Raw genomic sequence first — 23,074 nt, 5'->3', positions numbered from 1 at the left:
TCACTTCCCGCCGATCCGGAGATTGTCCATGACGAAGCGTTACAGCGCCCTCCTCGCCGCCCTGTTTGCCGGTCTGATGCTGAGCCAGGCCCCCGCCCATGCCGACGGTCTGGATGACGTGGTCAAACGCGGCACTTTGAAAGTCGCCGTGCCCCAGGACTTCCCGCCGTTCGGCTCGGTCGGCCCGGACATGAAACCGCGCGGCCTCGATATCGACACCGCGAAACTGCTGGCCGAACAGCTCAAGGTCAAACTGGAACTGACCCCGGTCAACAGCACCAACCGCATCCCGTTCCTCACCACCGGCAAGGTCGATCTGGTGATTTCCAGCCTCGGCAAGAACCCCGAGCGGGAGAAGGTCATCGACTTCTCCCGCGCCTACGCGCCGTTCTACCTCGCCGTGTTCGGCCCGCCGGACGCAGCCGTCAGCACCCTCGACGACCTCAAGGGCAAGACCATCAGCGTCACCCGGGGCGCCATCGAAGACATCGAGCTGACCAAGGTCGCTCCCGAAGGCGTGACCATCAAGCGCTTCGAAGACAACAACTCGACCATCGCCGCCTACCTCGCAGGCCAGGTCGACCTGATCGCCAGCGGCAACGTGGTGATGGTCGCGATCAGCGAGAAGAACCCGAAACGCGTACCGGCGTTGAAAGTGAAGCTCAAGGATTCTCCGGTCTACGTCGGCGTGAACAAGAACGAGCCGGCGCTGCTGGGCAAGGTCAACGAGATCCTGACCACCGCCAAGGCTGACGGCGCACTGGAAAAAAATGCGCAGACCTGGCTCAAAGAGCCGCTGCCGGCCGATCTCTGATCGGCGACGCGGGAGACTTTCATGGCCTATCAGTTCGATTTCTTGCCGGTGGTGGAAAACACCGACCTGCTGCTGCGCGGGGCGTTGTTCACCCTTGAGCTAACGGCCATCGGCGCGCTGTTCGGGGTTGGCGTGGGCATCGTCGGAGCGCTGGTGCGGGCGTGGAACATCCGCCCGTTCTCGACGATCTTCGGCGTTTATGTGGAGTTGATCCGCAACACGCCGTTTCTGGTGCAGTTGTTCTTCATCTTCTTCGGTCTGCCGTCCCTCGGCGTGCAGATTTCCGAGTGGCAAGCGGCGGTGCTGGCGATGGTGATCAACCTCGGCGCGTATTCGACCGAGATCATCCGCGCCGGCATCCAGGCGATTCCGCGCGGGCAGCTGGAAGCTGCGGCGGCATTGGCGATGAGCCGTTTCGAAGCGTTCCGCCACGTGGTGCTGCTGCCGGCACTGGGCAAAGTGTGGCCGGCGCTGAGTAGCCAGATCATCATCGTCATGCTCGGTTCGGCGGTGTGTTCGCAGATCGCCACCGAGGAGTTGAGCTTCGCTGCCAACTTCATTCAGTCGCGCAACTTCCGCGCCTTTGAAACCTACGCCCTGACCACCCTCATTTATCTGTGCATGGCGCTGCTGATCCGGCAGTTGCTGAACTGGCTCGGTCGGCGCTACCTGTCGAAAAGCAGCGCAAGGAGCAGCCAATGAGCGACTTCACGTTCTGGGACATCCTGCGCAACCTGCTCACCGGCCTGCAATGGACGCTGGCGCTGTCGCTGGTGGCGTTCATCGGCGGCGGGATCGTCGGGTTGCTGATCCTGATCATGCGCATCTCGAAAAACCCGCTGCCCAGCAGCATCGCCCGCACCTGGATCGAACTGTTTCAAGGCACACCGCTGTTGATGCAGCTGTTTCTGGTGTTCTTCGGCGTGGCGCTGGCCGGGGTGGAGATTTCGCCGTGGATGGCGGCGGCGATTGCCCTGACGCTGTTCACCAGTGCCTATCTGGCGGAGATCTGGCGCGGCTGCGTCGAGGCGATTCCCCACGGTCAGTGGGAAGCGTCGTCGAGCCTGGCGCTGAATCCGCTGGAGCAACTGCGCTACGTGATCCTGCCGCAGGCGCTGCGCATCGCCGTAGCGCCGACCGTGGGTTTCTCGGTGCAAGTGGTCAAGGGCACCGCCGTGACCTCGATCATCGGCTTCACCGAACTGACCAAGACCGGCGGCATGCTCGCCAACGCCACTTTCGAACCGTTCATGGTCTACGGCCTCGTGGCCCTGGGCTACTTCCTGCTCTGCTACCCCCTGTCCCTCAGTGCGCGCTACCTGGAAAGGAGACTGCATGCCTCTGCTTAGAATTTCCGCCCTGCATAAATACTACGGCGATCACCACGTGCTCAAAGGCATCGACCTGAGCGTCGAGGAAGGCCAAGTGGTGGCGATCATCGGCCGCAGCGGCTCGGGCAAGTCCACCCTGCTGCGCACCCTCAACGGTCTGGAGTCGATCAACGACGGCGTGATCGAAGTCGATGGCGAATACCTGGACGCCGCCCGCGCCGACCTGCGCAGCCTGCGGCAAAAGGTCGGGATGGTGTTCCAACAGTTCAACCTGTTCCCGCACCTGACGGTGGGCGAAAACGTGATGCTCGCGCCGCAAGTGGTACAGAAAGTGCCCAAGGCCAAAGCGCAGGAACTCGCGCGGCGGATGCTGGAACGTGTGGGTCTGGGTGAGAAGTTCGATGCCTTTCCTGAGCGTCTCTCCGGCGGTCAGCAACAGCGCGTGGCGATTGCCCGGGCGCTGGCGATGTCGCCGAAGGTGCTGCTGTGCGACGAGATCACCTCGGCGCTGGATCCGGAGCTGGTCAACGAAGTGCTCAGCGTGGTCCGCCAGCTCGCGAAGGAAGGCATGACGCTGATCATGGTCACCCACGAAATGCGCTTCGCCCGGGAGGTCGGGGACAAACTGGTGTTCATGCATCAGGGCAAGGTGCACGAGGTGGGCGATCCGAAAGTGCTGTTTGCCGATCCGCAGACGCCGGAACTGGCGAATTTCATTGGCACCGTGGAAGCGACTGCCTGAAGGATTCTCAGAGACTTTTCTGGCCTCATCGTCGGATCGCCGCCCGGACCAAGCCCGCTCCCACAGGGTTCTCTAGCGGGATACGGTTTTGTGTTCGACACAAAACCTGTGGGAGCGGGCTTGCCCGCGAATGGCCGCGCCGCGGTCTTGAGACTTTATGCGCTGAATCAAGGGTTTGAACCATGCGCGTTGGCGGCAGCGTTTGATCGTGGCACGATGTCGGGGTTATCGACCGAGACCCCCTGACCATGCCGCAATCCCAAGCCAAGAATCTGTCCCTGATCGCCGCGATCGACCTGGGCTCCAACAGCTTCCATATGGTCGTGGCCAAGGCCCAGAACGGCGAAATCCGTATTCTCGAACGGCTCGGGGAAAAGGTTCAGCTGGCCGCCGGCATCGACGATGAGCGCCAGCTCAACGAAGAATCCATGCAGCGCGGGCTCGACTGCCTCAAGCGCTTTGCCCAACTGATCAACGGCATGCCGCTGGGCGCCGTGCGGATCGTCGGCACCAACGCCCTGCGCGAGGCGCGCAACCGTGGCGAATTCATCCGCCATGCCGAAGAAATCCTCGGCCATCCGGTGGAAGTCATCTCCGGTCGTGAAGAGGCCCGCCTGATCTACCTCGGCGTGTCCCACACCCTCGCCGATACCCCGGGCAAACGCCTGGTCGCCGACATCGGCGGCGGCAGTACCGAATTCATCATCGGCCAGCGTTTCGAACCGCTGCTGCGCGAAAGCCTGCAAATGGGCTGCGTGAGTTTCACCCAGCGCTATTTCAAGGACGGCAAGATCACCCCGGCCCGCTACGCCCAGGCCTACACGGCGGCGCGGCTGGAAATCATGAGCATCGAACACGCCTTGCATCGCCTGACCTGGGATGAAGCCATCGGCTCCTCGGGCACCATCCGCGCCATCGGCCTGGCGCTGAAGGCCGGCGGTCACGGCACCGGCGAAGTGAATGCCGAAGGTCTGGCGTGGCTCAAGCGCCGCCTGTTCAAGCTCGGCGATGTCGACAAGATCGATTTCGAAGGCATCAAGCCGGATCGCCGGGCGATCTTCCCGGCGGGCCTGGCGATTCTCGAAGCGATTTTCGACGCCCTCGAACTGCAACGCATGGATCACTGCGAAGGCGCGCTGCGTGAAGGCGTGCTCTACGACCTGCTGGGTCGCCACCACCACGAAGACGTGCGCGAACGCACCCTGACCTCGCTGATGGAGCGCTACCACGTCGACCTCGAACAGGCCGCACGGGTCGAGCGCAAAGCCCTGCACGCGTTCGATCAAGTGGCCGTGGACTGGGAGCTGGATGACGGTATCTGGCGCGAACTGCTGGGCTGGGCGGCGAAAGTGCACGAAGTCGGGCTCGACATCGCTCACTATCACTACCATAAGCACGGTGCCTACCTGATCGAACACTCGGACCTCGCCGGGTTCTCCCGCGAAGACCAGCAGATGCTTGCGCTGCTGGTGCGTGGCCACCGTCGCAACATCCCCAAAGACAAGTTCGCCGAGTTCGGAGACGACGGCGACAAGCTGATCCGTCTGTGTGTGCTGCTGCGTTTCGCCATCCTGTTCCACCACATTCGTGGCACCCAGGCGATGCCGCAAGTGACGCTGCATGCCAACGGCAACCACCTCGACGTGGAATTCCCGGAGAACTGGCTGGATGAAAACCAGCTGACCCAGGCGGATTTCGGGCTTGAGGCCGAATGGCTGACGCGGGTGGGGATTGTCCTGACCGTGCATTGAGTAACGGGCAGGCACAAAAAAGGCGATCCGGATGGATCGCCTTTTTTATGGCTATGAAACCTGCGGTCAGCTGCTCACCGGCAGAATCGGGCTGCCCAATCGCTCCAGCAACGTCGCCTGCGCACTGCGCGGGTTCTGGTTGCCGGTTGGCGTGTTGCGAATGTAGCGGCCGTCCGATTGCAGGCTCCAGCTGTGGGTGTTGTCGGTCAGGTACAGCTCCAGCTCTTTCTTGACCCGGGTCAGCAGCTTCTTGCCTTCCACCGGGAAGCAGGTCTCGACGCGCTTGTCGAGGTTGCGCTCCATCCAGTCGGCGCTGGACAGGAACATCTGCTCCTCGCCACCGTTGAGGAAGTAGAACACTCGGGTGTGCTCAAGGAAGCGGCCGATGATCGAGCGCACGTGAATGTTGTGCGAAACCCCGGCGATGCCCGGACGCAGACAGCACATGCCGCGCACCACCAGATCGATGCGCACGCCGGACTGGCTGGCCTTGTACAGCGCGCGGATGATCTTCGGATCGGTCAGCGAGTTGAACTTGGCGATGATGTGCGCCGGTTTGCCGTCGAGCGCGAATTGCGTCTCGCGGGTGATCATGTCGAGCATGCCCTTCTTCAGGGTGAACGGCGCATGCAGCAGCTTCTTCATCCGCAGCGTCTTGCCCATGCCGATCAATTGGCTGAACAGTTTGCCGACGTCTTCGCACAAGGCGTCGTCGGAAGTCAGCAGGCTGTAGTCGGTGTACAGGCGGGCGTTGCCGGCGTGGTAGTTACCGGTGCCGAGGTGCGCGTAACGCACGATCTCGCCCTGCTCGCGGCGCAGGATCAGCATCATCTTGGCGTGGGTCTTGAAGCCGACCACGCCGTAGATCACCACCGCCCCGGCCGCTTGCAGACGGCTGGCCAGTTGCAGGTTGGATTCTTCGTCGAAGCGCGCACGCAGCTCGATGACCGCCGTCACTTCCTTGCCGTTACGCGCGGCGTCCACCAGCGCATCGACAATTTCCGAGTTGGCGCCGGAGCGATACAGAGTCTGGCGCACGGCCAGAACGTGCGGGTCCTTGGCGGCCTGGCGCAGCAGATCGACCACCGGGGTGAACGACTCGAACGGGTGCAGCAGCAGGATGTCCTGCTTGCTGATCACGCTGAAAATGTTCTCGCTGTTTTGCAGCAGTTTCGGGATCTGCGGCGTGAACGGCGTGTATTGCAGCTCCGGATGGCTGTCCAGGCCGGTGATGCTGAACAGACGCGTCAGGTTCACCGGACCGTTGACCTGATACAGCTCGGTCTCGCTCAGGTTGAACTGCTTGAGCAGGTAGTCCGACAGGTGTTTCGGGCAGGTGTCGGCGACTTCCAGACGCACGGCATCACCGTAACGGCGGGAGAACAACTCGCCACGCAGGGCGCGGGCCAGGTCTTCGACGTCTTCGGAATCAAGCGCCAGGTCAGCGTTTCGGGTCAGGCGGAACTGGTAGCAGCCCTTGACCTTCATGCCCTGGAACAGGTCATCGGCGTGGGCGTGGATCATCGACGACAGGAACACATAGTTGTCACCAGGGCCGCCGACTTCTTCCGGCACCTTGATGATCCGCGGCAGCAGACGCGGTGCCGGGATGATCGCCAGACCGGAATCGCGACCGAAGGCGTCGATGCCCTCGAGCTCGACGATGAAGTTCAGGCTCTTGTTCACCAGCAACGGGAACGGGTGCGTCGGGTCGAGGCCGATCGGGGTGATGATCGGCGCGATCTCGTCGCGGAAATAGCGGCGCACCCAGGTCTTGAGCTTGGTTGTCCAGTTGCGCCGGCGGATGAAGCGCACCTGATGCTTTTCCAGCTCCGGCAGCAGGATGTCGTTGAGAATCGCGTACTGACGGTCTACGTGACCGTGCACCAGTTCGCTGATGCGGGCCAGTGCCTGATGCGGTTGCAGGCCGTCGGCGCCGGCCTGTTCACGGGCGAAGGTGATTTGTTTCTTGAGGCCGGCGACGCGGATTTCGAAGAATTCGTCGAGGTTGCTGGAGAAGATCAGCAGGAACTTCAGCCGCTCCAGCAACGGGTAGGACTCGTCCAGCGCCTGTTCCAGCACGCGGATGTTGAACTGCAGTTGCGACAATTCCCGGTGGATGTACAGGCTGCTGTCATCCAGGCCGGGAATCGCGATCGCCGGAACCGCCGCGGCGGGCTCTGCCGCCTGCGCAGGTGGCGCAGGCTCCAGTTCCGGCGGGGTTTCGGTAATCTGCTCGACCACGGGTTGAGCTTCTTTTACGGCAACTTCAGTGAGTCCTTCGGTATTCATCGAATGTTCCTGGGAGGGCTATTTCTGCTCTCGTAACAATTGAGCGGCACGGACAGCAAAGTAAGTCAGGATGCCATCAGCGCCGGCACGTTTAAAGGCGGTCAGGGATTCGAGGATCACGCCTTCGCTCAACCAGCCATTCTGGATCGCCGCCATGTGCATGGCGTATTCGCCGCTGACCTGATAGACGAAGGTCGGCACTTTGAAGGCATCTTTTACCCGGAACAAAATGTCCAGGTACGGCATGCCGGGTTTGACCATGACCATGTCCGCGCCTTCAGACAAGTCCGCACCCACTTCGTGCAGCGCTTCGTCGCTGTTGGCCGGGTCCATCTGATAGGAGGCCTTGTTCGCCTTGCCCAGGTTCGCCGCCGAACCCACGGCATCGCGGAACGGGCCGTAATAGGCGCTGGCGTACTTGGCCGAGTAGGCCATGATCCGCACGTTGACGTGACCGGCCAGCTCCAGCGCTTCGCGGATCGCCTGGATGCGGCCGTCCATCATGTCCGACGGGGCAACCACCTGGGCGCCCGCAGCAGCGTGGGACAAGGCTTGTTTGACCAGTGCATCGACGGTGATGTCGTTCTGCACATAGCCTTCTTCATCGAGAATGCCGTCCTGACCGTGTGTGGTGAACGGGTCGAGGGCGACGTCGGTGATCACGCCCAGCTCGGGGAATCGGTCACGCAGGGCACGGGTGGCGCGCTGGGCGATACCTTCGGGATTCCAGGCTTCGGCGGCATCGAGGGATTTGAGTTCCGGTGGCGTTACCGGGAACAGCGCCAGCGCCGGAATTCCCAACTCGACCCATTTGGCGGCTTCTTCAAGCAGCAGATCGATGGTCAGGCGCTCGACACCCGGCATCGAAGCCACAGCTTCGCGGCGATTTTCACCGTCGAGCACGAACACTGGCAGGATCAGGTCATCGACCGTCAACACATTCTCACGCACCAGCCGCCGGGAAAAATCATCACGGCGATTGCGACGCAGGCGGGTGGCAGGGAACAGACGGTTGGCTGGGGTAAAGCTCACGGCAGACTCCTGAGCCCGCGCAAACGGGCGAGCGTGACAGTTATAGATGGCCATTATGACGGTCGTATGACAGTTATGTGCACCCCTGCGACAGGTAGTCGCTTTCCATTGTCCGTGTAGGAAATGTTCACGTCGAGACACATTTCGACACTTTCCTGAATGTGTCCGAAGGGTTAGGCTGCGCGTTCATTTCGCCAGCACCCAGACAATGCTCCAACAATTTCTGCATGACTTCGGCTACTTTGCCCTGTTTCTCGGGACGTTTTTCGAAGGCGAAACCATCCTGGTGCTCGCGGGCTTCCTCGCGTTCCGTGAATACATGGACATCAAACTGGTGGTGGTCGTGGCGTTCTTCGGCAGCTACGCCGGTGATCAGCTGTGGTACTTCCTGGGCCGCAAGCACGGACGCAAATTGCTGGCGCGCAAACCGCGCTGGCAGATGATGGGCGACCGCGCGCTGGAACACATCCGCAAGCACCCGGACATCTGGGTCTTGAGCTTTCGCTTCGTGTACGGCCTGCGCACGGTGATGCCGGTGGCAATCGGCCTCTCGGGCTATCCGCCGGGACGCTATCTGCTGCTCAACGGTATCGGCGCCGCGATCTGGGCCACCGCACTGGCTGCTGCCGCCTACCACTTCGGCGCCGTGCTCGAAGGCATGCTCGGCAGCATCAAAAAGTATGAGTTGTGGGTACTGGGCGCGCTGTTGATACTCGGCCTGGGCCTGTGGCTGCGCCGCCGGTTCAAGAATGCCCGGCTGGCGAAAAAGGTTTACGAGGAAGAACAGGCCGAGCTGCTGGCCAAGGCCGAACGGCACAAAACCGAAATGACCAACGCCGCCGATCCTAAGACGCCAGCCGACTAAGCCGCTGGCGACAGCCATACAGCCCGATGCCGCTGAGCAGGCTGTAACAGAGCAAACCGACCCATATCCCCGGGCTGGCCGGCCACAGCCCGACCAGCGGCGCCAGCCACACCAGCGGCAGGTTCGATGCCAGCCGCAGCACTTCCAGCTTACCCGCCCACGGGCGATTCTCCAGGGCCACGCCCAACACGAACAAACCGAACGCCACCGCGCCCCAGCCGAGTACCAATGCTCCGGTGGGCAGACTGTGTTCCAGATTCATCAGATAACTGCCCAGCGCCACATAGGCGGCAAACTGCAACCCCACGTACCACTGTTGACGGCTGTCCAGCGGCACCTCGAATTTGCGGAACTGACTCAGGTCCGGCTTGCTCATCGGGTACTTCGCCGCGACGTCCGCCGGACGCCAGCCAGTGCGCATGAACCAGATCCGGAGCTTGTCCCACGTACGCTCGGCCCGACGCGCGTCGTCCCACAGCTGCGCGTAAAACTGCAGGTTGGCCCACAACGGATTCCAGCTCGCCAGCGGCGTGGTCACGCCGAAAATCACCGGCTCGTTGTCGTCCTCTTCCTGGAACGAGCCGAACAGACGGTCCCAAATAATGAACACCCCGCCGTAGTTGCGATCCATGTAGAGAGCGTTCTGTGCATGGTGGGCCCGATGATTGGACGGCGTGACGAAGCACCACTCGAACCAGCCGAGCTTGGGAATGTGCCGGGTATGGACCCAGAACTGATACAGCAGATTCAGCGCCGCAACGCTGACGAACACCAGCAAAGGCACCCCGAACACGGCCATCGGCAGGTAGAAGATCCAGCTCAGCAGGAACCCGGTGCTGGTCTGGCGCAAGGCCGTGGAAAGGTTGTAGTCCTCGCTCTGGTGATGCACCGAATGCGCCGCCCAGAGGATGTTCCGTTCATGGCCCATGCGATGCAGCCAGTAATAGCAGAAGTCATAGAAGACAAAGGCAAACACCCAGACCCAGACGCTGTCCGCAGACAACCTGACCAGCGCCAGATGCTCCAGGGCAAACCCATAGGTCACCAGGCCCACGCCCTTGGTCAACAGGCCGGTGGTGGTCGACAACACCCCGGTGCTGATGCTGTTCACCGCATCGGCCAGGCGATAGTTGCTCACCCCGCGCCAACGGTCGGCGATGAGCTCCACCGCAATCAATACGAAGAAAAACGGTACCGCATACAGGATGAAGTTCATGACGCGCCCTGGTCGGAGTCTGTAGCACAGATCCTAGGTGTAGCCGCGGCTTGATCCTATGGCAACGAACGACAAATTAGAGGACATTTAGCGCCATGAATCTGGAGAGAAACCCATGAGCAAAAAAGTTGCAGTGATCCTGTCCGGTTGCGGCGTTTACGACGGCGCCGAGATCCACGAGAGCGTCATCACCCTGTTGCGCCTCGACCAGCGCGGCGCCCAGGTACAGTGCTTCGCCCCGAACATCGCGCAATTGCATGTGATCAATCACCTGACCGGTGAGGAAATGCCCGAGTCGCGCAACGTGCTGGTGGAATCGGCGCGCATCGCCCGGGGCAACGTCAAGGATCTGCGCGAGGCCGATGTCGAGGACTTCGATGCGCTGATCGTGCCTGGCGGTTTCGGTGCGGCGAAGAACCTGTCGAACTTCGCCATCGAAGGCGCCGGCTGCACCGTGCAGCCGCAAGTGCTGGCGCTGGCCGAAGCCTTTGCCGAAGCGGGCAAGCCTGTTGGCCTGATCTGCATCTCGCCGGCACTGGCCGCGAAGATCTACGGCCCGGGCGTGACCTGCACCATCGGCAACGATGCCGACACGGCCGCCGCCATGAACAAGATGGGCGCCACCCATGAAGACTGCGCGGTGACCGATATCGTCGAAGACAAGGCGCGCAAACTGGTGACCACCCCGGCGTACATGCTGGCGCAGACGATCAGCGAGGCGGCTTCGGGGATCAACAAGCTGGTGGATCGGGTGTTGGAACTGACCCACGAAAACGACGCCTGATTGGCGGCGGTGATCGTTTCCGCGCAGAGCGTGGGAACGATCAAAGACTCAGGATTGGCGCGCCAGCCGCGTCAGTATCCGGTCCAGCGCATTAGCGAACGCCTGCTTTTCCCGGTCACCGAACGGTGCCGGGCCGCCGCTGACCTGGCCCTGCTCGCGCAGGTCGGTGAACAGATTGCGAGTCGCCAGCCGTTCACCCATGTTCTGCGCGTCGAACTCCTTGCCTCGCGGGTCCAGCGCCGCCACACCCTTCTTCACCAGTCGGTCGGCCAGCGGGATGTCGCTGCAGATCACCAGTTCGCCCGGCACCGCGTGTTCCACCAGATAATCGTCCGCCGCATCCGGGCCGCTCGGCACCACGATCAGCTTGACGAGCGCCAGCGCCGGCTTGCTCTGCGGCTGCCCCGCCACCAGCACCACTTCGAAGCGGCGCTTGAGGGCGAACTTGACCACCAACTCCTTGGCCATCTTCGGGCAAGCGTCGGCATCGATCCATACGCGCATCATCTCAAGCCGCCACTCGGCGCTTTTCAGCCACCCGACTGCGACCGTACAGCACGATGATCGCCGCGATCGCCACGGCCTGCGCCGTCAGCGAATACGCATCGGCGTGAATCCCCAGCCAGTCGAAATCGAAGAACGCCACCGGCCGGGTACCGAAGATCCCGGCTTCCTGCAGCGCCTTCACGCCGTGGCCGGCAAACACCACCGACAACGCGCACAGCAGCGCTGCGTTGATGCTGAAGAACAGCGCCAGCGGCAGTTTCGCCGAGCCGCGCAGGATCACCCACGCCAGACCGAACAGCAACACCAATGCCGTCGCACCACCAGCAAGTACCGCGTTATGCCCGGCGGGACCGGCCTGCAGCCACAGGGTTTCGTAGAACAGGATCACTTCGAACAGTTCGCGGTACACCGAGAAGAATGCCAGGATCGCAAACCCGAAACGCCCGCCTCCGCCAACCAGACTCTGCTTGATGTAATCCTGCCAGGCCGCCGCGTGCCGACGGTCGTGCATCCACACCCCGAGCCACAACACCATGACGCTGGCGAACAGCGCCGTGGCGCCTTCCAACAGCTCACGCTGGGAGCCGCTGACATCGATCACATAGGCCGCCAGCGCCCAGGTTCCCAGGCCAGCCAGCAGCGCCAGCCCCCAGCCGACGTTGACGCTGCGCACCGCCGATTGCTGGCCGGTGTTGCGCAGGAACGCGAGGATCGCCGCCAGCACCAGAATCGCTTCCAGGCCTTCGCGCAGCAGAATCAACAGACCGGAGATGTAGCTCAGGGACCAGCTCAGACCGTCGCTGCCCAGCAAGCCGGCGGACTCCTTGAGTTTGGCCTTGGCCGCGTCAAGACGCTGTTCGGCCTGCTCCACCGGCAAGCCGTCCTGCAGCGATTGCCGATAGGCCATCAGGGATTTTTCGGTGTCCTTGCGCACGTTGGCGTCGACATTGTCCAGCGAGCTCTCGACCAGTTCGAAGCCTTCCAGATACGCCGCCACCGACAGGTCGTAAGCCTGATCGTGTTCACCGGCGCGGTACGCCGCCAGGCTCTTGTCCAGCGTCGCGGCAGTGTAGTCGAGCAACTGCGCCGGGCCGCGATTGACCTGCGGCGGCTGCGCCCGTTGTACACGGAAGATCGCCGCGGCTTCAGGGCCTTCGGCGGCCTGCACTTCGGCCGGGGTCTGGCGGGCCAGGTCGGCGATATTGTAGGTCTTGTCGGATTTGGCCGTGGCCGGATCGGCGCTGAACTGCGCGATATAGGTCGCCAGATCCCAGCGCTGACGGTCGTCCAGTTGATCGGCAAAGGCTGGCATGTCAGTGCCTTCGACGCCCTGGCCGAGGGTGCTGTAGATCGCATACAGGCTCAGGTGATCCATCCGCGCAGCGTCGCGCAGATTGGCCGGTGCCGGCGTCATGCCGAGGCCCGCCGGGCCGTCGCCGGCACCCGCGTCGCCGTGGCACACCGAGCAGTTTTGCGCGTAGAGCGGCGCACCACGGGTCGGATCAGGCGTGATGATCGGGGCCTGGCTGACTTCATAGGCCACCGCCAGTTTCGCCCCCAGTTGCCGGGCCTGACGGGCGACGTCCGCGCCATCCTGTTTCGCCGTGATCGCGGCGTGCAAGGCAGTGACGCCCTGCTCCAGCGCCACTTTCTCCGGCTTGGCCGGCAGGCCGGCGATCAGCCCTTGCAGCACTTGGGTGAATTCCAGCTGCTCGCGGTATTCGCCGTCGTCAGTGACCTTGCCTGCCTCAACCGTCGGCGGGTAATCGGCGCTGATGTAATCGAGCAGGTGCAGCGCTTGCGGCGCGCCTTCCACGGTGTCGGCCAGCAGATTGAAGCTGCTCAGGGCGCACAACGGGAACACCAGCCAGGCCAGAAATCGGGACGCGGCAGTCATGAATGAGTCTCAAGTGGAAATGCGAAGTTACATATTGTTCACTTCGAGCGCGATTCCCTCAAGCTTTCTCTCCAATACCCGGCACATGGCCATTGCCCGCCCCTATAATCCGTCACCTATCGCCTCTCTGTTCAAGGAAGAGCTGCACTCCATGCGCCAATGCTTGCTGCTCCCGGTATTAATCAGCGCGATCCTGCAACTGAGCGGCTGCGCGGCTTATCGCAATTACGATCTGGAAATGCAGCAGACCAATGACCGGTTGATGCTCGGCGACTATCAGGGCGCCCTGGATGTGCTGGAGTGGCACAACCCGTGGGAAGACAAGGACCTGCTCTACTACTTCGAGAAGGGTTCGATTCTCAGCTTCGCCAACGCCCGCCCGCAGAGCCAGAAAGCCTGGCGCAGCGCCGACCGGATGGTGTTCCAGCGTGAAGAAGCCGTGCCTTCCGCCCCCATGAAGCTGCTCAACCGGTTTGCCTATGAAATGGGCACCATGCTGGTCAATGACAAGCTCAGCCGCTACGAAGGCTATGACTACGAAAAAGTCATGCTGACCACACAGATGGCCCTCAACCAATTGGGTGAAAGTGATTTCGACGGCGCCCGGGCAGACATCAAGAAGACCCACGAACGTGAAGCACTGATCGCCCGCCAGCGGGAGCGCCAGTATGAAGAGCTCGAGGAACAGGCCAAAGCTCAAGGCATCATCGTGCAATACAAAGATCTGCAGGGCTATCCCGTCACCACCCTGGATGCGCCGGCGGTGATTGAACTGAAGAACGGCTACCAGAGTGCTTTCAGCCATTACCTGGCCGGATTCACCTATGAAGCGCTGGGTGAACGGGATCTGGCCGCACCGGGTTATCGCCAGGCGATCGAGTTGCGCCCGAACACGCCCTTCCTCGAACAGGCGTTGCGCAATCTCGACAAACCGCCGGCCAAGGATGATGAAAGCGATGTTCTGATCGTCGTCCAGAGCGGTCTGGCGCCGGCCCGCAGCTCGGTAACGGTGCCGATCCCGGTGCGGCTCAATGAAAACCTGGTCATTACCGCGCCGATCTCGTTTCCCATCCTGGTGCCGGACACCATCACACCGGCGTTCGACCACATCCTGGTGGATGGCCGCAAACGCCCGCTGACCGTGATCAACAGCGTCACCGACATGGCGTTTCGTACGCTGCGCGATGACATGCCGGCGATCATTTCCCGGGCGATGTTCCGCGCCAACATGGCCGCCATTTCCCAGGCCCAGGAAAACGAACGCAATCCGGCCAAGGCCTCGCTGGTTGTCACCGAGCACGACCCCTTTGAGGAGGCCGATACCAGAACCTGGCGCACGCTCCCCGACAAGACACTGGTGGCACGCATTAGACTGAAGAAAGGCGATCATCGATTCAATGCACCCAATGCGCCCGGAGCGTCATCGGTCATCCTGCGCATCGACCGCGATCACCAGTTGGTCAACCTGCGAGTTCTGAGAGATGTCGCCAACGTCATCGGCAATGCCAGATTGCCGGATAAGTAATGGCACCCAACTAAACCATGCAATTAAAAAGCTATTACATAGCCAGCATCGCCCGCTTATAATGCCGCGCCCGCGCTATCGCGATGCGGCATTAAAGCTCCTCTTTTTATGAGGAATTGGCAGGAGGCCAGCGCCACTGCCGATCGGTCCCAGCAGCCCGACCCGCACCCGAGGCTGTCGCTACTCATGGAAGAAGTACCCCATGGCATTCCGCGCCCCCACCCTGATCGCGCTCAGCGCTGTCACCCTGCTGTCCGGCTGTTCGGCGTTTCGCAACTACGATTCCGAACTGGCCCAGACCAACCAGCAACTGGCCACCGGCAACGTCGACGCCGCCCTGACCCTGCTGGAAAAGAACAACACCGGCCCGGACAAGGACCTGCTCTATTACTTCGAGAAGGGTGAACTGCTGCGCGCCAAGGGCGATCTGTCCGGCAGTCAGAATGCCTGGACCAGCGCCGACCAGGTGGTGGGCAAGTGGGAAGATTCGGTCAAGCTCGACACCGACAAGTACCTGGCCCAGTTCGGCAGTTTCCTGGTCAACGACAAGGTGCGCCGCTACGAAGGCTACGACTACGAAAAAGTCATGCTGACCACGCAGATGGCCCTGAACCTGCTGGCGGTCAACGATTTCGACGGCGCCCGCACCGCGATCAAGAAGACTCATGAACGCGAAGCGGTGATCGCCGACCTGCGCGACAAGGAATACCTCAAGAGCGAAGAGGAAGCCGAGAAAGAAGGCATCAAGACCGAATACAAGGACTTGCAGGGCTACCCGGTCGCCAGCCTCGACGCGCCGGAAGTGGTCGGCCTGAAGAACAGCTACCAGAGTGCGTTCAGCCATTACCTGGCCGGTTTCGTCTATGAAGCCCTGGGCGAGAAAGACCTCGCTGCGCCGGGCTACCGCAAGGCTGCCGAGTTGCGCCCGAACACCCCGCTGCTGGAGCAGGCGCTGGTCAATCTCGACAAGCCGGTCAAGAGCGACGACAGCGACATTCTGATCGTGGTGCAAAGCGGTCTGGCGCCGGCCCGCGATTCGATCCGCGTGCCGTTGCCGCTGCCAATCTCCAACAACGTAGTGATTACTCCGCTGTCGTTCCCGATCATCAAGCCTGACACCTCCACCGCGACGTTCGCGCAGATCGGCGTCGATGGCCAACAGGTCGACCTGACCGCACTGAACAGCACCACCGCCATGTCCCGTCGCGCCCTGCGCGATGACATGCCGGGGATCATCCTGCGCACCACCGTGCGCGCGATCACCAAAGGTGTGGCGCAGAAGAAGATCAACGAAACCAACCCGCTGGCGGGTCTGGCGGTGGGTATTTCTTCAGCTGTGCTCGAAGGTGCCGATACCCGTACGTGGCGTACCCTGCCGGACACCACACAAGTGGTCCGTCTGCGCTTGAAGAAAGGTGAGCACCAAGTCACTCTGCCGAGCGCCGTCGGTGGCTCTCAGGTCAAGATCACCGTCGACCAGCGTTATCAGGTGATCACCTTGCGCGCCGTCGGCAATCAGGTGTTCGCTGCCGGCATCGCCGCCCACGTCACCCCGAGCGCTGGCGCCACCGCCGTGGCCAGCCTCAAACAACCTTAAGAACGGAGTCTTTGCATGCGCTTCAAACTCATCGCCGTCGCCGCCCTCGCCCTGCTGGCGAGCGGTTGCGCCACCCCGCCACCACCGGAGCCGGGCAGTGCCGCGAGCAAGGTCGTGGCCATGGGCCCGCAGAAACACATCGTGGTCGGCGCGATGCGCGTGGCCCGGGAAAACGGCTTCATGACCGTCAACGTGCAGTTGAGCAACACCCTCAACAGCAACAAGACGTTCTACTACCGCTTCGCCTGGCTCGGGCCGGAAGGTTTCCCGATCGCCGAAGAAGAAGTCTGGAAAAGCCAGATGATGTACGGCGCCCAGACCAGCTTCATCCAGGGCATTGCCCCGACGCCTAAAGCCGTGGATTTCCGTCTGGAACTCAAGACGCCGTAAGCCCGACACCCTATTCCCGATTCAGAGAGCATTCCCATGTTTGCACGCTTTTCCTTCATCGCCGTCCTCGCCCTGCTGGCCAGCGGTTGCGCCAACACTTCGCCGACCCTGGGCAGCAAGAACATCAGCTACGGCGACACCAAGGCCGTTGAAACCGTAACCAACGAGTTCGGTTCGACCGACCTGCAGATGATCGCCGAGTCGATGACCCGTTCTCTGGCCCAGTCCGGCATTCTGCAGGGTCGCCCTGTGGTCCAGGTTTACGACGTCAAGAACAAGACCAGCGAATACATCGACACTCGCGAAATCACCACCAGCATCAAGACCCAGCTGATGAAGTCCGGCACCGCCCGCTTCGCCAGCGACAACACCGCGATGCAGAGCCAGGTCGACCAGCTCAAGCTGCAAAACCAGAGCGGCCTGTACAAGAAGAGCACCGTGGCCAAGACTGGCAACATGATCGCCGCCAAATACCGTCTTGAAGGTTCGATCAGCTCGATCGTCAAGCGCAGCAGCGACTACAAGGACGTCTTCTACAAATTCAGCCTGCAACTGATCGACGTTGAAAGCGGCCTGGCCGAGTGGATGGACGAGAAAGAGATCCGCAAAACCACGGAGCGTTAATCGATGCGCACATGGATTGGCATGTTGGCCCTGGCTTGCGCGTTCAGCGTGCAAGCGGCCCCGAAAGTCGCGGTGACGGATCTGGCATATCAGGAACGTGTGGAGCAATACATCCACATCGTTTCGGCCCAGAACAATTACCGTGAGGGTTACTACAGCTCCAGCGGTTCTTCGAGCTACAACGAACTCGAAGCCACCACCAGCTATATCGAACAGACCGAACTGCGTAAATTCACCGGCGACATCAAGGGTGAAATCCTGCGTACCGGCATGTTCCAGCTGGTGCAGGGCACGCCGTACACCGCGTCGTCCAAGGGTGACGTCTACGACGTGATCAAGCGGATCAAGGCCGGCAACTTCAAGGGTGCCGACTACGTGCTGTTCGGTACCGTGTCGGACATCGACTTCACCCAGGACGTGAACGAGCTGGCGAACACCGACAGCTATTCCGCCGTACTGGGCCTGACGCTGGTGGCCGATTTCAGCCTGATCAACACCAAGACCTTCGAAATCACTTCGGCCTTCACGGCGATGGGTGAAGCGCAGGACACCAAACTGGTGAACCACCGCGACATCAAGATCTCGCTCAACCGCCCGCGGGTGGTGCGTGACGTGTCGAAGGCGCTGGGCGAAGACGTGGCCGGACAGCTGAGCATGCAGCTGGGCGGTGGAAGCTACGAGCAGCCGCGTGAGCCGCAGCAACGCAACAATCTGCCGCGAGATACCGCGCCGGTAATCCTGCGCTGATCAACCGCCGGAAACGAAAAAGGCGACCTGAAAAGGTCGCCTTTTTTGTGCCTGTACGCTTTATGCGGCCGCTTTGCGCAACGTCGCCATGAACGCCGCCGCGCCGATGAACAGCCCGGCAAAGGTGCGGTTCATACGTCTTTGCTGGGTCGGTGTGCGCAGCAGACGCAGCACCTTCGACGCCAGACCGGTGTAGCCGGCCATGACGATCAGATCGACCGCGATCATGGTCACACCGATCACCACGTACTGGATAAATAACGGCGCATGCGGATTGATGAACTGCGGCAGCACCGCCAGCATGAACACCAGCGCCTTGGGGTTGCTGATATTCACCAGAAAGCCACGGAACACCAGAGCCAGCGGTTTGCCGATCGGCCGGACCGCCGCGTCGTCACTCATGTCCATCGGCTGTGCGCGCCATTGCTTGATCGCGAGATAAACCAGATAGGCGACACCAAACCATTTGATCGCGTGAAACGCTGTGGCGGAAGCGGTGAGGATCGCGCCGACACCGGCGCCGACGATGGCAATCTGCACGGCCAGGCCGATCTGCAGGCCCAGGGCGTTCCAGTAACCACGCCAGAAACCGTATTGCAGGCCGCTGGACATCGACGCAATGGCGCCGGCACCCGGAGAAAGACTGATCACCCAGCAGGCGGCAAAAAACGCCAGCCATGTTTGAAGCTCCATCGCACACCTCGACTCGGACTCGTGACAATCCTCAAAACTAATGCGGATTGGACTGGATGACTACCGTTTTTTTGTCGGATGTTGTGGCCGCCGACCAACGTGGCCGGCGCCCGGTCACTTTTCGAAACCGCTGGAAGGGAAGACATCCGTGCCGCGCCAGCGTCGCACCGAACGCTGGAAGAACAGGCTGTTGGGTACTTGCACCATGGCGCTGCCGGTGCCGAGCTCTTCAGCTTCGATCAAGGTGGTGTAGAGCAGATTGATCGCCACCACGCGGCCTTTGACGCCGGGCTTGTCGGTGGTGTCGACCAGTTCGACCACCAAGACGGAACGGGCCGACGGTGAAGATCAGAATCGCGCAGAGCAGGTTCGACAGCACACTCCACATGGCGAAGAACGCCACCGCCGCCACTGCGACGAAACCCGACAACGCGGTCCACAGCACCGTGGCCGACACCCCGAGTCGTTCCAGCACGAAGATCAGCGCACTGCCCATGATCAGCCAGCGCAGACCACCGCGCAGCGGCATCAGCAACTGCGGCGGGAACGGATACTTCTCGCCCAGGCGAGTCAGGAATCGGGCGACGACTCGCTGGGCGAAGTAGCCGGCCAACAGGATCAGCAGAATCTGCACGCCGAGCCAGATCGGCTCGACCCACATCGCCGGCAATGGAAGTTTGAAGGCTTCCATCAGGACAACGCCTCCAGCTCCGCCTGCATGCTTTCCAGGGTTTCCAGGGCTTGCATCCACGCTTCTTCAAGTTCGCCTTCGCGGACTTTCAGCTTGGCCTGTTCGGCCAGCAAGTCACGCAATTCGTTCTTGCGCGCCGGCTCGTAGAGGTCGCTGTCGCCAAGGCTGGCATCGACCTTCGCCAGCTTCTCGTGCAGCTTGCCGAGCTCGGCTTCGAGCTTGTCGGCTTCGCGCTTGTGCGGCGCCAGTTGCTGACGCAACGCAGCGGCGGCTTGACGCTGGGCCTTCTTGTCGGTCTTGTCCGGGTTGACCGGTGTGTTGCTGACCGGGGCGTTGCGCTGACGGTACTCGACCAGCCAACGGGCGTAGTCCTCAAGGTCGCCATCGAACTCCTCGACCTTGCTGTCCGCGACCAGGAAGAAGTTGTCGGTGGTGCTCTTGAGCAGATGCCGATCGTGGGAAACCACCAACACCGCGCCGCTGAATTCCTGCAACGCCATGGTCAGCGCCAGGCGCATTTCCAGGTCGAGGTGGTTGGTCGGTTCGTCGAGCAGCAGCAGGTTCGGCCGTTCCCAGGCGATCAGCGCCAGGGCCAGACGGGCCTTTTCGCCACCGGAGAAATTCAGCACCGGTTCGTCGATCCGTGCGCCACGGAAGTCGAAACCACCAAGGAAATCGCGCAGGGTCTGCTCGCGCTCGGTCGGCGCCAGACGCTGCAAGTGCAGCAACGGGCTGGCCTTGGAATCCAGCGAGTCGAGTTGATGCTGAGCGAAGTAACCGACCACGGTGTTCTCACCGCGAGTCAGGCGCCCGGCCAGCGGTGACAGCTCGCCGGCAAGGTTCTTGATCAGGGTCGATTTACCCGCGCCGTTGGGGCCGAGCAAGCCGATCCGCGCGCCGGGGGTCAGTTGCAGCTTGACCTTCTCCAGCACGGTTTTCTCGCCATAACCCAGACGTGCATCGGACAGATCGATCAGCGGGCTGGAGATCTTGGTCGACTCGCGGAACACGAAATCGAACGGCGAGTCGACGTGGGCAGCCGACAGCTCTTCCATGCGCTCCAGCGCCTTGATCCGGCTCTGGGCCTGACGGGCCTTGGTCGCCTGGGCCTTGAACCGGGCGATGTAGCTTTCCATGTGCGCACGCTGCGCCTGTTGCTTCTCGTAGGCCTGTTGCTGCTGGGCCAGACGCTCGGCACGGGCGCGTTCGAACGCGGTGTAGCCGCCACGGTAGAGTGTCAGCTTGCGCTGATCGACGTGGGCCACGTGATCGACCACTTCATCGAGGAAGTCCCGGTCGTGAGAAATCAGCAGCAAGGTGCCGGGGTAACTTTTCAGCCACTCTTCGAGCCAGATGATGGCGTCGAGATCCAGGTGGTTGGTCGGTTCGTCGAGCAGCAACAGGTCTGATGGGCACATCAAAGCCTGCGCAAGGTTCAGACGCATCCGCCAGCCACCGGAGAAATCTCCTACCTGACGATCCATCTGCTCGTTGGTGAATCCGAGGCCGGCGAGCAACTTGCGTGCACGCGCATCGGCGGTGTAGCCGTCGGCGCTGTCGAGTTCGGCGTGCAGACGGGCCAGCGCGGTGCCGTCGTGGGCCTCTTCGGCTGCCGCGAGCTCACGCTGCACTTCGCGCAGGCGCAGGTCGCCGTCGAGCACATAGTCGACCGCCAGACGCTCGAGTGTGTCGACCTCCTGGCGCATGTGGGCGATACGCCAGTCGGCCGGCAGCAGGCAGTCGCCCGAGTCCGGGTGCAACTCACCGCGGAGCAAGGCGAACAGGCTGGATTTGCCGGCGCCGTTGGCACCGATGAGGCCGGCTTTGTGGCCGGCGTGCAGGGTCAGCTCGGCGTCTTCTAGCAGACGTTGCGGGCCACGCTGTAAAGTCAGGTTCTGAAGTCGGATCATAATGGCGGCGGAGTCTACCAGCTTCCCCCGCAACTGGCGCGAGTAGCACGATGTCCTCTGACCTGTGGAGCTTTGCCCTTGCCGTCTACGCCCGTCCCGGCGTGGAGGATGCCTGCCTGCGCCTGCAATCGGCGGGGGCCAACGTGTGCCTGATGCTGTGCGGTTTATGGCTGGAACAACGCGATGCGACTTGTGACGAGGCGCGTGCGCGGCAGCTTCTGGAACTGACAGAGCCCTGGGACCGGGAAGTGGTCCAACCGTTGCGTGCATTGCGCATGCAGTGGAAAACCCTGGCCGACACCGATCCGGTGCTCAAGGGGATGCGCGAGCAGATCAAGGGATTGGAGCTGGAGGCGGAGCGCGCTCTGCTGTCACGACTGGAAGGCGCCGCGCAAGGCTGGAAGCGTCATTCGAAAGAATCGAGTGACTGGCTGGAAGTACTGGCCGGCCCTGCGGCCAACCTGAACCGCGACGCGCTGCAGGTGCTGCGCGTCGCGGCGACCGGCGCTTAGGAAGCGCTGGACGGGTTGCTGGCGACGCTCGACACCGGCGCCGACGATGGCGTGGTTGTGGTGGTCGAGGTAGGGGCGGCGGATGCCGGTGCTGCGGTCGGAGCCGGGGTTGCCGGTGCGGCAGGTTTGGCAGCAGGCGCAGTGGCCGGTTTTGCTGCAGCTGGTTTTGCTGCTGGCTTGGCGGCAGCCGGCTTGGCAGCGGCAGGTTTTTTCACCGCAGGTTTCGCGGCTGGCTTGGCGGCCGGTTTGGCAGCGGTCGCTGGCTTGGCTGCGGTCGTTGCAGGCTTCGCTGCAGCAGCAGGTTTGGCCGCAGCTTTTACCGCAGGCTTGGCCGCTGGTTTCGCCGCCGCTTTGGCTGCTGGTTTGGCAGCAACCGGCTTGGCAGCGTTTTTCGCCGCAGGCTTGGCAGCAGCAGTTTTGGCAGCTGGTTTAGCAGCCGCTTTAACGGCTGGTTTTGCTGCCGGTTTAGCGGCCACTTTGGTGGCTGGCTTGGCAGCTGGTTTTGCAGCGGCAGTTCTTGCCGGAGCCGCTTTCGCAGCAGCGGTTTTCGCCGCAGGTTTGGCGGCTGGTTTTGCAGCGGCTTTCACTGACGCTTTGGCCGGTGCTTTTGCAGCAGGTCTGGCGGCCGCTTTTTTCGCAGGCACCGCTGCAGGTTTAGCCGAACGCAGGGACAACGCCTTGCCGACAGCTTCTTGAACACGACCGACACCCTGGGCCAGTTTCAGGCTTTCCTGGGCATCGCGCTTGAGTTGCAGAATGTAGCTGCGAGTATCGGACTGACGCTCCTTCAGCGCATCGAGCAGATCTTCGAGTTCCTTCACGGCAGCCTTGGCCTTGGTCTGCGCCTTGGCTTTACCGGCTGCTGCTGCGTCCTGCAATTTGGTGCGGGATTTGTGCAGTTTTTCTTGCGCCTTGCCGCGTTGCTTTTCCAGTTTGGCGAGCAGTTTTTCAGCATCAGCCAAGGCTTGGGAGCAAGCGTTTTCCAGATGCTCGAGCAGGCTGCCCGAGAGTTGTTGGAGTAAATGCAACGGAGTGTTTACAGGCTTCTTGGTGGCCGACATGGTTTACCTCCTGGCTGACGTGAGTGCGGCTCATACTAGACCTCTGCTGCTACCGCCGCTAGGGCATGTTGACAGTATCGAAAGCACTCGGTT

21 protein-coding genes and 1 pseudogene are annotated in these 23,074 nt (G+C 62.0%); 13 read left to right on the top strand and 9 right to left on the bottom strand.

Annotated elements, in window-relative coordinates; translation table 11 throughout:
• Nucleotides 1–28: 28 nt before the first annotated feature.
• The 5 genes from ACODTD_RS13040 (at nucleotide 29) to ppx (ending at nucleotide 4,638) form a co-directional block, all read left to right on the top strand.
• The gene (locus ACODTD_RS13040) at nucleotides 29–814 is read left to right on the top strand and encodes a transporter substrate-binding domain-containing protein (RefSeq protein WP_011336488.1); all 786 of its coding nucleotides are present in this window, start codon (nucleotides 29–31) and stop codon (nucleotides 812–814) included.
• A gap of 21 nt (nucleotides 815–835) precedes the next feature.
• On the top strand, nucleotides 836–1,516 hold the full coding sequence (locus tag ACODTD_RS13035; RefSeq protein ID WP_011336489.1) for an amino acid ABC transporter permease: 681 nt from the start codon (nucleotides 836–838) through the stop codon (nucleotides 1,514–1,516).
• Nucleotides 1,513–2,163 (top strand): amino acid ABC transporter permease, encoded by a 651-nt coding sequence (locus ACODTD_RS13030; RefSeq protein ID WP_011336490.1) that lies wholly within the window; start codon nucleotides 1,513–1,515, stop codon nucleotides 2,161–2,163. Before ACODTD_RS13035 ends, ACODTD_RS13030 begins: the two co-directional genes overlap by 4 nt.
• Entirely contained in the window at nucleotides 2,150–2,887 is a 738-nt protein-coding gene (locus tag ACODTD_RS13025) for an amino acid ABC transporter ATP-binding protein (RefSeq protein WP_011336491.1), read from the top strand. The genes ACODTD_RS13030 and ACODTD_RS13025 overlap by 14 nt, the downstream gene beginning before the upstream one ends.
• A 248-nt stretch (nucleotides 2,888–3,135) precedes the next feature.
• Entirely contained in the window at nucleotides 3,136–4,638 is a 1,503-nt protein-coding gene (ppx, locus tag ACODTD_RS13020; RefSeq protein ID WP_489104906.1) for an exopolyphosphatase, read from the top strand.
• Between the two features lie 66 nt (nucleotides 4,639–4,704).
• On the opposite strand, the gene ppk1 is transcribed toward ppx, so the two are convergent.
• A complete protein-coding gene (gene ppk1, locus ACODTD_RS13015) occupies nucleotides 4,705–6,930 on the bottom strand; it encodes a polyphosphate kinase 1 (protein ID WP_285354318.1) in 2,226 nt (741 codons plus the stop codon).
• 18 nt (nucleotides 6,931–6,948) lie between these two features.
• Nucleotides 6,949–7,962, bottom strand: a complete 1,014-nt coding sequence (hemB, locus tag ACODTD_RS13010; protein WP_007951836.1) for a porphobilinogen synthase — start codon at nucleotides 7,960–7,962, stop codon at nucleotides 6,949–6,951.
• 208 nt (nucleotides 7,963–8,170) lie between these two features.
• Between hemB and ACODTD_RS13005 the strand changes: the two genes are divergently transcribed.
• Nucleotides 8,171–8,827 (top strand): DedA family protein, encoded by a 657-nt coding sequence (locus tag ACODTD_RS13005; protein WP_285354317.1) that lies wholly within the window; start codon nucleotides 8,171–8,173, stop codon nucleotides 8,825–8,827.
• On the opposite strand, the gene ACODTD_RS13000 is transcribed toward ACODTD_RS13005, so the two are convergent.
• Nucleotides 8,808–10,043: a sterol desaturase family protein gene (locus tag ACODTD_RS13000; RefSeq protein WP_489104905.1), complete on the bottom strand. Its 1,236-nt coding sequence runs from the start codon at nucleotides 10,041–10,043 to the stop codon at nucleotides 8,808–8,810. The two genes, ACODTD_RS13005 and ACODTD_RS13000, sit on opposite strands and share 20 nt — an antisense overlap.
• Before the next feature lie 115 nt (nucleotides 10,044–10,158).
• On the opposite strand from ACODTD_RS13000, the gene elbB reads away from it, so the two are divergent.
• On the top strand, nucleotides 10,159–10,827 hold the full coding sequence (gene elbB / locus ACODTD_RS12995) for an isoprenoid biosynthesis glyoxalase ElbB (RefSeq protein ID WP_197867131.1): 669 nt from the start codon (nucleotides 10,159–10,161) through the stop codon (nucleotides 10,825–10,827).
• Nucleotides 10,828–10,875: 48 nt separating this feature from the next.
• On the opposite strand, the gene ACODTD_RS12990 is transcribed toward elbB, so the two are convergent.
• Nucleotides 10,876–11,331 carry a YaiI/YqxD family protein gene (locus ACODTD_RS12990; RefSeq protein WP_041475621.1) on the bottom strand — a complete coding sequence of 152 codons (456 nt, stop codon included), beginning with the start codon at nucleotides 11,329–11,331 and terminating at the stop codon, nucleotides 10,876–10,878.
• A gap of 4 nt (nucleotides 11,332–11,335) precedes the next feature.
• Nucleotides 11,336–13,231, bottom strand: coding sequence for an FTR1 family protein (locus ACODTD_RS12985; RefSeq protein WP_489104904.1), 1,896 nt, complete (start codon nucleotides 13,229–13,231; stop codon nucleotides 11,336–11,338).
• Between the two features lie 151 nt (nucleotides 13,232–13,382).
• On the opposite strand from ACODTD_RS12985, the gene ACODTD_RS12980 reads away from it, so the two are divergent.
• From ACODTD_RS12980 to ACODTD_RS12960, 5 genes are all read left to right on the top strand, one after another.
• Complete coding sequence (locus ACODTD_RS12980; protein ID WP_201818828.1) at nucleotides 13,383–14,756, top strand: COG3014 family protein; 1,374 nt, start codon at nucleotides 13,383–13,385, stop codon at nucleotides 14,754–14,756.
• A 202-nt stretch (nucleotides 14,757–14,958) separates the two neighbouring features.
• Nucleotides 14,959–16,353: a COG3014 family protein gene (locus ACODTD_RS12975; protein WP_011336501.1), complete on the top strand. Its 1,395-nt coding sequence runs from the start codon at nucleotides 14,959–14,961 to the stop codon at nucleotides 16,351–16,353.
• A 15-nt stretch (nucleotides 16,354–16,368) separates the two neighbouring features.
• Complete coding sequence (locus ACODTD_RS12970) at nucleotides 16,369–16,743, top strand: YcfL family putative periplasmic lipoprotein (protein ID WP_011336502.1); 375 nt, start codon at nucleotides 16,369–16,371, stop codon at nucleotides 16,741–16,743.
• Nucleotides 16,744–16,779: 36 nt separating this feature from the next.
• A complete protein-coding gene (gene lpoB, locus ACODTD_RS12965) occupies nucleotides 16,780–17,367 on the top strand; it encodes a penicillin-binding protein activator LpoB (protein ID WP_007951848.1) in 588 nt (195 codons plus the stop codon).
• Between the two features lie 3 nt (nucleotides 17,368–17,370).
• The gene (locus ACODTD_RS12960) at nucleotides 17,371–18,114 is read left to right on the top strand and encodes a penicillin-binding protein activator LpoB (RefSeq protein ID WP_221615794.1); all 744 of its coding nucleotides are present in this window, start codon (nucleotides 17,371–17,373) and stop codon (nucleotides 18,112–18,114) included.
• Between the two features lie 60 nt (nucleotides 18,115–18,174).
• Here the strand turns inward: ACODTD_RS12960 and ACODTD_RS12955 are convergent, their stop codons facing one another.
• The 3 genes and pseudogenes from ACODTD_RS12955 to ACODTD_RS12945 all read right to left on the bottom strand — a co-directional run bounded on the left by ACODTD_RS12955 (nucleotide 18,175) and on the right by ACODTD_RS12945 (nucleotide 21,408).
• Nucleotides 18,175–18,807: a LysE family transporter gene (locus tag ACODTD_RS12955; protein ID WP_011336504.1), complete on the bottom strand. Its 633-nt coding sequence runs from the start codon at nucleotides 18,805–18,807 to the stop codon at nucleotides 18,175–18,177.
• Nucleotides 18,808–18,921: 114 nt separating this feature from the next.
• Nucleotides 18,922–19,498: pseudogene (locus tag ACODTD_RS12950) on the bottom strand (mechanosensitive ion channel domain-containing protein).
• Entirely contained in the window at nucleotides 19,498–21,408 is a 1,911-nt protein-coding gene (locus tag ACODTD_RS12945) for an ATP-binding cassette domain-containing protein (protein WP_011336506.1), read from the bottom strand. Before ACODTD_RS12945 ends, ACODTD_RS12950 begins: the two are co-directional and overlap by 1 nt.
• A 50-nt stretch (nucleotides 21,409–21,458) precedes the next feature.
• Here ACODTD_RS12945 and ACODTD_RS12940 point away from each other — a divergent pair, with 50 nt between their 5' ends.
• Nucleotides 21,459–21,920, top strand: coding sequence for a TIGR02444 family protein (locus ACODTD_RS12940; protein WP_011336507.1), 462 nt, complete (start codon nucleotides 21,459–21,461; stop codon nucleotides 21,918–21,920).
• On the opposite strand, the gene ACODTD_RS12935 is transcribed toward ACODTD_RS12940, so the two are convergent.
• On the bottom strand, nucleotides 21,917–22,981 hold the full coding sequence (locus ACODTD_RS12935; protein WP_489104903.1) for an AlgP family protein: 1,065 nt from the start codon (nucleotides 22,979–22,981) through the stop codon (nucleotides 21,917–21,919). The two genes, ACODTD_RS12940 and ACODTD_RS12935, sit on opposite strands and share 4 nt — an antisense overlap.
• Nucleotides 22,982–23,074 lie beyond the last annotated feature (93 nt).

This window comes from Pseudomonas sp. FG35, assembly GCF_057809295.1.
The sequence above is the reverse complement of the archived record's forward strand: the minus strand, read 5'-3'. Positions and strand labels throughout refer to the sequence as shown.

Coding starts and splice junctions, on each gene's coding strand:
- ACODTD_RS12940 (WP_011336507.1), top strand. CDS start 21,459: ATGTCCTCTGACCTGTGGAGCTTTGCCCTTGCCGTCTACGCCCGTCCC.
- ACODTD_RS12980 (WP_201818828.1), top strand. CDS start 13,383: ATGCGCCAATGCTTGCTGCTCCCGGTATTAATCAGCGCGATCCTGCAA.
- ACODTD_RS13040 (WP_011336488.1), top strand. CDS start 29: ATGACGAAGCGTTACAGCGCCCTCCTCGCCGCCCTGTTTGCCGGTCTG.
- ACODTD_RS12975 (WP_011336501.1), top strand. CDS start 14,959: ATGGCATTCCGCGCCCCCACCCTGATCGCGCTCAGCGCTGTCACCCTG.
- ACODTD_RS13000 (WP_489104905.1), bottom strand. CDS start 10,043: ATGAACTTCATCCTGTATGCGGTACCGTTTTTCTTCGTATTGATTGCG.
- lpoB (WP_007951848.1), top strand. CDS start 16,780: ATGTTTGCACGCTTTTCCTTCATCGCCGTCCTCGCCCTGCTGGCCAGC.
- ppx (WP_489104906.1), top strand. CDS start 3,136: ATGCCGCAATCCCAAGCCAAGAATCTGTCCCTGATCGCCGCGATCGAC.
- ACODTD_RS12960 (WP_221615794.1), top strand. CDS start 17,371: ATGCGCACATGGATTGGCATGTTGGCCCTGGCTTGCGCGTTCAGCGTG.
- ACODTD_RS12970 (WP_011336502.1), top strand. CDS start 16,369: ATGCGCTTCAAACTCATCGCCGTCGCCGCCCTCGCCCTGCTGGCGAGC.
- ACODTD_RS12935 (WP_489104903.1), bottom strand. CDS start 22,981: ATGTCGGCCACCAAGAAGCCTGTAAACACTCCGTTGCATTTACTCCAA.
- ACODTD_RS13030 (WP_011336490.1), top strand. CDS start 1,513: ATGAGCGACTTCACGTTCTGGGACATCCTGCGCAACCTGCTCACCGGC.
- ACODTD_RS13005 (WP_285354317.1), top strand. CDS start 8,171: ATGCTCCAACAATTTCTGCATGACTTCGGCTACTTTGCCCTGTTTCTC.
- ACODTD_RS13035 (WP_011336489.1), top strand. CDS start 836: ATGGCCTATCAGTTCGATTTCTTGCCGGTGGTGGAAAACACCGACCTG.
- ACODTD_RS12985 (WP_489104904.1), bottom strand. CDS start 13,231: ATGACTGCCGCGTCCCGATTTCTGGCCTGGCTGGTGTTCCCGTTGTGC.
- ppk1 (WP_285354318.1), bottom strand. CDS start 6,930: ATGAATACCGAAGGACTCACTGAAGTTGCCGTAAAAGAAGCTCAACCC.
- ACODTD_RS12990 (WP_041475621.1), bottom strand. CDS start 11,331: ATGCGCGTATGGATCGATGCCGACGCTTGCCCGAAGATGGCCAAGGAG.
- ACODTD_RS13025 (WP_011336491.1), top strand. CDS start 2,150: ATGCCTCTGCTTAGAATTTCCGCCCTGCATAAATACTACGGCGATCAC.
- ACODTD_RS12945 (WP_011336506.1), bottom strand. CDS start 21,408: ATGATCCGACTTCAGAACCTGACTTTACAGCGTGGCCCGCAACGTCTG.
- elbB (WP_197867131.1), top strand. CDS start 10,159: ATGAGCAAAAAAGTTGCAGTGATCCTGTCCGGTTGCGGCGTTTACGAC.
- ACODTD_RS12955 (WP_011336504.1), bottom strand. CDS start 18,807: ATGGAGCTTCAAACATGGCTGGCGTTTTTTGCCGCCTGCTGGGTGATC.